Below are 9,285 nucleotides of genomic sequence, written 5' to 3'. Positions count from 1 at the left end.
GCGTCCACGCGGCCGAGACTCAGTGCTCGCGTCGCCCCTCACCCCACCCCTCTCCCCGCAAGAGCGGGGCGAGGGAGCGCGCTCACAGCGCGGCGGCCTCAGCGGATCAATTCGCCTTCAGCAAACAAAAGGCCGGGATCGCTCCCGGCCTTTCGATTTTTGCAGAAACCTCATCCTGAGGAGCTCGGCGCAGCCGGGCGTCTCGAAGGATGACGCGGCGAGCACCGCGTGGGTCGCCTCATGGTTCGAGACGGCGCTACGCGCCTCCTCACCATGAGGCTTCTCGACCGCTTACTTCGCTTCGGCGCGCTTCGGCGGCGAGGCGGGCCAGGACTTGATCAGGGTGTCGTAGTCGATGGTTTCACCCTTCGGCTTCTCGTTCGCCAGCTTGCGCTGCGGCGCGATGTTGCCGTCCTTGGCGGACTTCTCGTACCAGTACTCGGCGGTCTCCTTCTTGTTCAGCTTCGGACCGCATTCGCCCTGCACCTTCGACTTCTCGAGGCGTTCGAGCACCGAGTCCTGCGCCGCCGCCAGCGAGTCCATCGCCTGCTGCGGAGTCTTGGCACCGGACGACGCGTCGCCGATGTTCTGCCACCACAGCTGCGCTAGCTTCGGATAGTCCGGGATGTTGTTGCCGGTCGGCGACCACTGCACGCGAGCCGGCGAGCGATAGAACTCGATCAGGCCGCCGAGCTTCGGCGCACGTTCGGTGAACGACTTGTCCCAGATGTCGCTCTCACGGATGAAGGTGAGACCGACATGGCTCTTCTTCAGGCTGACGGTCTTGGAAGTGATGAACTGCAGATACAGCCAGGCGGCCTTGCGGCGGTCCGCCGGGGTCGACTTCAGGAGCGTGGCAGATCCCACGTCCTGATAGCCGAGCTTCATGCCTTCCTTCCAGTACGCGCCATGCGGCGACGGCGCCATGCGCCACTTCGGCGTGCCGTCGGCGTTCATCACCGGCAGGCCGGGCTTGACCATGTCGGCGGTGAAGGCGGTGTACCAGAAGATCTGCTGGGCGACGTTGCCCTGCGCCGGCACCGGGCCCGACTCCGAGAACGTCATGCCCTGCGCCTGCGGCGGCGCGTACTTCTTCATCCAGTCGAGATATTTGACGATCGAATAGACCGCCGCCGGACCGTTGGTGTCGCCGCCGCGCTCGATCGACGAGCCGACCGGACGGCAGCCTTCCATGCGGATGCCCCATTCGTCGACCGGCAGACCGTTCGGCAGGCCCTTGTCGCCGTTGCCGGCCATCGACAGCCAGGCGTCGGTGAAGCGCCAGCCGAGCGACGGGTCCTTCTTGCCGTAGTCCATGTGGCCATAGACTTTGACGCCGTTGATTTCCTTGATGTCGTTGGTGAAGAACTCGGCGATGTCCTCATAGGCCGACCAGTTCACCGGAACGCCGAGGTCGTAGCCGTATTTGGCCTTGAACTTCGCCTTGTAGTCCGGATTGGTGAACCAGTCGTAGCGGAACCAGTACAGGTTGGCGAACTGCTGGTCGGGCAGCTGATACATCTTCTTGTCGGGCGCCGTGGTGAACGACGTGCCGATGAAGTCCTCGACGTCGAGCATCGGATCGGTGACGTCCTTGCCCTCGCCCTTCATGTAGTCCGACAGCGCGACGGTCTGGTTGTAGCGGAAGTGGGTGCCGATCAGATCCGAGTCGTTGATCCAGCCGTCATAGACGTTCTTGCCGGACTGCATCTGGGTCTGCAGCTTCTCGACGACGTCGCCTTCCTGGATCAGATCGTGCTTGAGCTTGATGCCGGTGATCTCGCTGAACGCCTTGGCGAGCGTCTTGGCTTCGTACTCGTGCGTCGTCAGGGTTTCGGAGACGACGTTGATCTCCATGCCCTTGAACGGCTCGGCCGCCTTGGCGTACCACTGCAGTTCCTTGAGCTGGTCTTCCTTCGACAGCGTCGAGGGCTGGAATTCCTCGTCGATCCACTTCTTCAACACCGCGTCGTCGGCCGACCACGCCGGCGCCGCCAGCGTCATCGAAGCCGCGACCAGCGCCGCCGCACTCGCCATCGTCATCAGCCGCGCACGGCCGAGCTGAGTTTTGCGTCCCATCACGTGTCGCATCCTTGGTTCCTCCGTTTGGCGACAACACTTCAGGCCCGGGTTGATCCCGGATCTGTTCCTCATTCGCCGGGCTCAGACGGTGCGAAAGATCACACCGGCAGAGACCAGCGACAGCCCCGTGGCGAGCCACAGGCTCGACACTTCGACACCTTCACCGACCGGCAGCGTGAACAGCGGGTCGGTCCCGACCACCGCGATCCACACCAGATGGATCACGGCGGCGAGGATCAGCGATAGAAACAGCCGGTCGCCCCGCGTCGTCGGAATCCGCAGCACGCCGACGCGCTCGACTTCCGGATAGGCCACCGCGAGCCATGTCATGGTCGCGAGCGTGCACGCCAGAGCCACGAAAAACGCGGCCGTCGGCCAGGTCCACGCCATCCATGCGAAGGAGTCCATGATTACGCTCCCCTTCGATCGTTGCGGGTGAAGACAACCCTTCCGTCATTGCGAGCGAAGCGAAGCAATCCAGAGCCCAGTGCGCGGAGCTGGATTGCTTCGTCGCTACGCTCCTCGCAATGACGGGGGAAACGTAGGTGCAACATCATTGCCATGCTCACACCCGTCCCAGCGCGAAGCCGCGCGCGATGTAGTTGCGGACGAACCAGATCACCAGCGCCCCCGGGATGATGGTGAGCACGCCGGCGGCGGCGAGCAGGCCCCAATCCATGCCGGCGGCCGACACGGTGCGGGTCATCACCGCCGAGATCGGCTTGGCGTTGACCGAGGTCAGGGTGCGCGCCAGCAGCAGTTCGACCCACGAGAACATGAAGCAGAAGAACGCCGCGACGCCGATGCCCGAGGCGATCAGCGGCATCAGGATCTTCACGAAGAACCGCGGAAACGAGTAGCCGTCGAGGAAAGCGGTCTCGTCGATCTCCTTCGGCACGCCGGAGACGAAGCCTTCGAGGATCCACACCGCCAGCGGCACGTTGAACAGGCAGTGCGCCAGCGCCACCGCCCACGGCGTGTCGAACAAATTCAGGGCCGAATACAGATTGAAGAACGGCAGCGCGTAGACGGCGGCCGGCGCCATGCGATTGGACAGCAGCCAGAAGAACAGGTGCTTGTCGCCGAGGAAGCGATAACGCGAGAACGCGTACGCCGCCGGCAGTGCGAACGAGATCGACAGCACCGTGTTGATGACGACGTATTGCAGCGAGTTGATGTAGCCCGAATACCAGCTCGGATCGGTGAAGATCGTCCGGTAGTTCTCCAGCGTCGGCTGGTGCGGCCACAGCGTCATCGTCGAGACGATCTCGCCATTGGTCTTGAAGCTCATATTGACGAGCCAGTAGATCGGCAGCATCAGGAACAGCAGATACAGCGCCATCACGATGCGGCGGCCGGGGATCGAATGCATCACGCGTTCCCTTCGGTCGGCTGGCGCTCGGCGCCCGCATTGGTCATCACGGTGTAGAACACCCAGCAGACGATGATGATGATCAGGTTGTAGACGATCGACAGCGCCGCGGCCTTGCCGAGGTCGAACTGGCCGAGCGCGATCTTGACCAGCTCGATCGAGATGAAGGTGGTCGAATTGCCCGGCCCGCCGCCGGTGACGACGAACGGCTCGGTGTAGATCATGAAGCTGTCCATAAAGCGCAGCAGCACGGCGATCAGCAGCACGCGGTGCATCTTCGGCAGCTGGATCGCCTTGAACACCGCCCAGCGCGACGCGCCGTCGATCTGCGCCGCCTGATAATAGGCGTCCGGGATCGACTTCAGGCCGGCGTAGCAGAGCAGCGCCACCAGGCTGGTCCAGTGCCAGACGTCCATCACCACCACCGTGGCCCAGGCGTCGAACTCATTGGAGACGTAGTTGTAGTTGAAGCCGAGGTGATTGAGCGTGTAGCCCATCAGGCCGATGTCGGGGCGGCCGAAGATCTGCCAGATGGTGCCGACCACGTTCCACGGGATCAGCAGCGGCAGCGCCATGATCACCAGGCAGAAAGCCACCGACCAGCCGTGGCGCGGCATCGCCAGCGCCACCACGATGCCAAGCGGCACCTCGATCGCCAGGATGATGGCCGAGAACGCCAGATTGCGCCACAGCGACGCAAAGAACCGGCCGCCGAGATCGCTGGACGGATCGAGCAGCTCCTTGAACCAGCCGACGCCGTTCCAGAAGAACTGGTTGTTGCCGAAGGTGTCCTGCACCGAATAGTTCACCACCGTCATCAGCGGCAGGATCGCCGAGAACGCCACGATGGCGAACACCGGCAGCACCAGGAACCAGGCTTTCTGGTTGACGACCTTGTCCATCAGGCGACTTGCTCCAATGCGCTGCCCTCGACGATCTCGCTGTTGGCGTAGACGTGGATGCGCGATGGTTCGAATTGCAGCCCGGCCTCGTCGCCGGTCGGCGCAAAGCCGTCCGGCACGCGCGCGGCGAACTTCGCATCGCCGACCCGCACGGAGGCGAAGCGGATGCGGCCGAGATCGTCGATCCGCTCGATGCGGCCCGACAGCACACCCGGCGCCTTGGCGGTGAGGTGGACGAATTCCGGCCGCACACCGATCTCGATCTTGGCGCCGGCGGGCAGCTTGTCGTAGCCGCGCGCCAGCCGGATGGCATGGCCGCCGATCAGCGCCTCGCGGCCCTTCACCTCGGCCGCCACGATATTCATGCCGGGCGAGCCGATGAAGTAACCGACGAAGGTGTGGGCCGGGCGCTCGAACAGCTCCTCCGGCGTGCCGCTCTGCACGACACGGCCGTCGTGCATCACCACCACGGTGTCGGCGAAGGTCAGAGCCTCGGTCTGGTCGTGGGTGACGTAGATCATCGTCAGATCCAGCGCGCGGTGCAGCGCCTTCAGCTTGCTGCGCAGCTCCCATTTCAGATGCGGATCGATCACCGTCAGCGGCTCGTCGAACAGGATCGCGGCGACGTCGCTACGCACCAGGCCGCGGCCGAGCGAGATCTTCTGTTTGGCGTCGGCCGTGAGCCGCGTTGCCTTGCGGTTCAGGTTCGGCGTCAGGTCCAAGAGATCGGCGATCTCGGCGACGCGGCGGTCGATCTCCGGCTTTGCGACGTCGCGGTTCTTGAGCGGAAACGCCAGATTCTCCCGCACCGTCATGGTGTCGTAGATCACCGGAAACTGGAACACCTGCGCGATGTTGCGCTCGCGCGTCGAGAGTTGCGTGACGTCGTTGCCGTCGAACAGGATCTTGCCGCGCGACGGCGTGACGATGCCGGAGATGATGTTGAGCAGCGTGGTCTTGCCACAGCCGGACGGGCCGAGCAGCGCATAGGCGCCGCCCTGCCGCCAAGTCATCGACACCGGCTTCAGCGCATAGGCGGCCGGCGGCAGGTTGTCGCCGACGAGATACGAGTGAGCGAGATCGACCAGATCAATACGCGCCATCGGGATGCCCCTCAGTTTGGCTTCGGCGCGGCGACGAGGCGATCGGCCGCGTCGAACACGAACAGATTGGCGGGATCGAGCACGGCGTCGAGCGTCTGGCCCGGCTCGAACTCGTGCACGCCGTGCAGCACCGCGACCCAATTGTCGTCGCCGCGCTTGAGATGCACGAAGCTCTCCGAGCCGGTGATCTCGGTGATCGCCACCGTGGTCTGGAACGCGTGGCGATCCGGATCGGCGCGCTTCACCGCGATCTGATGCGCGCGAAATCCGACCCGATAGGCGCCGTCGCCGAGCCCGGCGAACACGCCATTGGCCGGCGCGGTCACGCCGCCGGCATAGTGCACCGTGCCGGCCTTCTTCTCGGCGCCGACGATGTTGAGCGGCGGATCGGAGAACACCTGCGCGACGCGCAGCGTATCGGGCTTGCGATACACCATCGGGGTCGGCCCGACCTGCAGCGCCTGGCCTTCCCACATGCAGATGGTGCGGCCGCCGAGCAGCAGCGCTTCGGACGGCTCGGTCGTGGCGTAAACGAAGATCGCGCCGGAGGCCTCGAAGATCTTGGGCAGTTCGGTGCGCAGCTCCTCGCGCAGCTTGTAGTCGAGATTGGCGAGCGGCTCGTCGAGCAGCACCAGGTCGGCGCCCTTGACCAGCGCACGCGCGATCGCGGTGCGCTGCTGCTGGCCGCCGGACATCTGCAGCGGCGTGCGCTGCAGATACGGCTCGAGCTTCAAGAGCTTCGCCGCCTCCTGCACGCGGCGCTCGATCTCGGCGCGCGGCTTGCCCTGCACGCGCAGCGGCGAGGCGATGTTCTCGTACACGGTCAGCGACGGGTAGTTGATGAACTGCTGATACACCATCGCCACCGAGCGGCTGCGCACGTCGGCGCCGGTGACGTCCTTGCCGTCGACCAGCACGCGGCCGGAGGTCGGCTTGTCGAGGCCGGCGAGCAGCCGCATGATCGAGGTCTTGCCGGACAGCGTCGGTCCGAGCAGCACGCTCAGCGTACCGCGCTCCAACGTCAGCGACACGTCGCGGATCGCCGGCATCCCGTCGATCGTCCGGGTCACGTGCTCCAGGCTGACACTCATGCCCGGCCTCCCACCTGTTGCTGGGGCTTCTCGGCGAGGCTGTTCGCCGCGATCCACTCGTCCAGCGCGGTGATCGCCGCAGGCGTCAGCCGCAGACCGAGCTTGGATCGGCGCCAGACGATGTCGTCGGCGCTGCAGGCCCATTCGTGTTTCATCAGATAGCGGACCTCGGCCTCCGTCAATGTGGCGCCGAAGTCGCGGCCGAGATCAGCCATCGAGGTCGCGGTGCCGAGCAGCTGCCGGGCGCGGGTGCCATAGGCATGCACCAGGCGATAAGCGTGCGCGGGTGCCAGGAACGGGTAGTCGCGCATCAGATCCGCCACCAGCGCCGGGCCGCCGTCGACGGCGAAGTCGCCGCCGGGCAACGGCTGCTGCGCGGTCCAGCCTTCCTTGGCCTGCGTGCCTTTGACGTAAGGCGCGAGCTTTTCCAGCGCCTCTTCGGACAGCCGGCGATAGGTGGTGATCTTGCCGCCATAGATCGACAGCAGCGGCGCGCCGCCCGGTTTGTCCAGCTCGAACACGTAGTCGCGCGTCGCCGCCTTGGCCTCGCTGGCGCCGTCGTCATACAGCGGCCGCACGCCCGAGAACGTCCAGACCACATCCGAGGGCGTCACCGGCTTGGCGAAATAACCGCTGACCGCATCGCACAAATAGGCGATTTCCTCCGGCGTCGCTTTCACCTGCGACGGGTCGCCGTGATAGTCGCGATCGGTGGTGCCGATCAGCGTGAAATCGCCCTGATACGGGATCGCAAACACGATACGGCCGTCGGCGTTCTGGAAGATATAGGCCCGGTCGTGGGCGTACAGCTTCGGCACCACGATGTGCGAGCCCTGCACCAACCGCACCTTCGAGGTCGCATTCACCCCCGAGCCAGACGCCAGCACGTTTTCGACCCACGGCCCGGCGGCATTCACCAGCGCGCGGGCCTGGATGGTGCTGCGCGCGCCGCTGCGCCTGTCTTCGGTGGTGACGTGCCAGATGCCGTCGTGCTGGCGCACTTCGACCGCGCGCGTGCGGGTGCGGATCTCGGCGCCGCGGTCGGCGGCGTCGCGCGCGGTCAGCACCACCAGCCGGGCGTCGTCGACGAAGCAATCGGAATACTCGAAGCCCTTGCTGAAGCGGCCGGGGATCAGCGGCTTGCCGACCTCATCGTGCGCGAGATCGACCGACCGGGTCGGCGGCAGCAGCTTGCGGCCGCCGATGTAGTCGTAGAGGAACAGCCCGAGCCGCAGCCGCCACGCCGGGCGCAGCCCGGAATGATGCGGCAGCACGAAGCGCAGCGGACCGATGATATGCGGCGCGATCTGCCACAGCCGCTCGCGCTCGATCAGCGCCTCGCGCACCAGCCGAAACTCGAAATATTCGAGATAGCGCAGGCCGCCATGGATCAGCTTGGTCGACCAGGACGAGGTGCCGCTGGCGAGGTCGTTCATTTCGCAAAGGAATACGGAATTGCCGCGGCCGGCCGCGTCGCGCGCGATCCCGCAGCCGTTGATCCCGCCGCCAATGATCGCGAGATCGAAAACCTTTGCCACGAACGCTCCTCACCCAACGCTTGCGAATTGCTGCACTGCAGCTTTCGCTTCTGTCGAATTTCTTTCGAAGCGAAATAGATCAGAATACAAAACGAAAGCAAGTGGCATGTGACGATTCTGCGGCAACTTCTGGGATCGCCGAAATAGCCAAATATTTACAGCAGGTTGGATGACGTCAGGCGGCCGTGTCGTCGAGATCTTCGGCGCGTTTCGGCAGCGCTTCGATCACCTGAATGCCGTGCGCCTCGCAGATCGTCTGGAGCGCCGGCGGCAGTGCCTCGTCGGTGACGAAGGTCTGGATCTGGCTGAGATGCGCGATCCGCACCGGCGCGCTGCGGCGCAGCTTGGTCGAATCCGCCACCAGCATTACGCTGCGGGCGTTGGCGATGATCGCCTGCGCGGCCTGCACCTCGCGGTAGTCGAAGTCGAGCAGCGCGCCTTCCTCGTCGATCGCCGAGGCGCCGATGATCGCGTAGTCGACCTTGAATTGGCCGATCAGGCTGATCGCGGCCGAGCCGATCACCGCGCCATCGGCGCGCCGTACCGTGCCACCGGCGACAATGACTTCGATGCGCGGATATTTGTAGAGCTGCATCGCGACGTTGAGGTTGTTGGTGATCACCAGCAATTCGTGATGCGCGGTGAGCGCGCTAGCGACCTCTTCGGTGGTGGTGCCGATGTTGATGAAAAGAGAGCAGCCGTTGGGAATCTGCGCGGCCGCGGCGGCGCCGATCGCGCGCTTCTCCTCGGCGGCGACGAAGCGGCGCGCCTCGTAGGCGAGGTTCTCGACACCCGACGCGATGATCGCGCCACCATGAATGCGCGTCAGCGAGCGCTGGTCGCACAGATCGTTGAGATCCTTGCGGATGGTCTGCGCCGACACCTCGAACCGTCGGGCAAGATCATCCACCATCACCCGCCCCGAAGCACGGGCGAGATTGAGAATTTCGGATTGACGTTGGCTCAGGGCAGTCACGCGCACACCTGGAAAGAATCTGAGCCATGGTGCGACCGTTCGCGCCCCGCGTCAACGCACGGCGCATGGGCCGCCACGCCGCCGCTTTTCGACGCTCGTAACAAGCAGAACCTCATGGTGAGGAGGCGCGCAGCGCCGTCTCGAACCATGGGCCGCAAGCGATGCGTGGCCCCATCCTTCGAGACGCCCGGCTGCGCCGGGCTCCTCAGGATGAGGACTCA

At 65.0% G+C, this 9,285-nt stretch carries 8 protein-coding genes; all 8 read right to left on the bottom strand.

The window, feature by feature from the left end; translation table 11 throughout:
* Positions 1-291: 291 nt before the first annotated feature.
* On the bottom strand, positions 292-2,037 hold the full coding sequence (locus IP86_RS27145) for an ABC transporter substrate-binding protein (RefSeq protein ID WP_054165568.1): 1,746 nt from the start codon (positions 2,035-2,037) through the stop codon (positions 292-294).
* A 126-nt stretch (positions 2,038-2,163) separates the two neighbouring features.
* Positions 2,164-2,490 carry a DUF2160 domain-containing protein gene (locus IP86_RS27140; RefSeq protein ID WP_054165566.1) on the bottom strand — a complete coding sequence of 109 codons (327 nt, stop codon included), beginning with the start codon at positions 2,488-2,490 and terminating at the stop codon, positions 2,164-2,166.
* Positions 2,491-2,647: 157 nt separating this feature from the next.
* Positions 2,648-3,454 (bottom strand): carbohydrate ABC transporter permease, encoded by an 807-nt coding sequence (locus IP86_RS27135; RefSeq protein WP_011159940.1) that lies wholly within the window; start codon positions 3,452-3,454, stop codon positions 2,648-2,650.
* Positions 3,454-4,356 (bottom strand): carbohydrate ABC transporter permease, encoded by a 903-nt coding sequence (locus IP86_RS27130; protein ID WP_054165565.1) that lies wholly within the window; start codon positions 4,354-4,356, stop codon positions 3,454-3,456. Before IP86_RS27130 ends, IP86_RS27135 begins: the two co-directional genes overlap by 1 nt.
* Entirely contained in the window at positions 4,356-5,459 is a 1,104-nt protein-coding gene (locus IP86_RS27125; RefSeq protein ID WP_054165564.1) for an ABC transporter ATP-binding protein, read from the bottom strand. Before IP86_RS27125 ends, IP86_RS27130 begins: the two co-directional genes overlap by 1 nt.
* Positions 5,460-5,470: 11 nt before the next feature.
* Positions 5,471-6,550, bottom strand: a complete 1,080-nt coding sequence (locus tag IP86_RS27120) for an ABC transporter ATP-binding protein (protein ID WP_054165563.1) — start codon at positions 6,548-6,550, stop codon at positions 5,471-5,473.
* A complete protein-coding gene (glpD, locus tag IP86_RS27115) occupies positions 6,547-8,088 on the bottom strand; it encodes a glycerol-3-phosphate dehydrogenase (RefSeq protein WP_054165562.1) in 1,542 nt (513 codons plus the stop codon). Before glpD ends, IP86_RS27120 begins: the two co-directional genes overlap by 4 nt.
* Positions 8,089-8,263: 175 nt before the next feature.
* The gene (locus tag IP86_RS27110; protein ID WP_054165567.1) at positions 8,264-9,064 is read right to left on the bottom strand and encodes a DeoR/GlpR family DNA-binding transcription regulator; all 801 of its coding nucleotides are present in this window, start codon (positions 9,062-9,064) and stop codon (positions 8,264-8,266) included.
* Positions 9,065-9,285: the final 221 nt, after the last annotated feature.

This window comes from Rhodopseudomonas sp. AAP120 (assembly GCF_001295845.1).
In the GTDB taxonomy this organism is placed as follows: domain Bacteria; phylum Pseudomonadota; class Alphaproteobacteria; order Rhizobiales; family Xanthobacteraceae; genus Rhodopseudomonas.
This window is presented reverse-complemented; position numbering and strand designations above follow the sequence as displayed.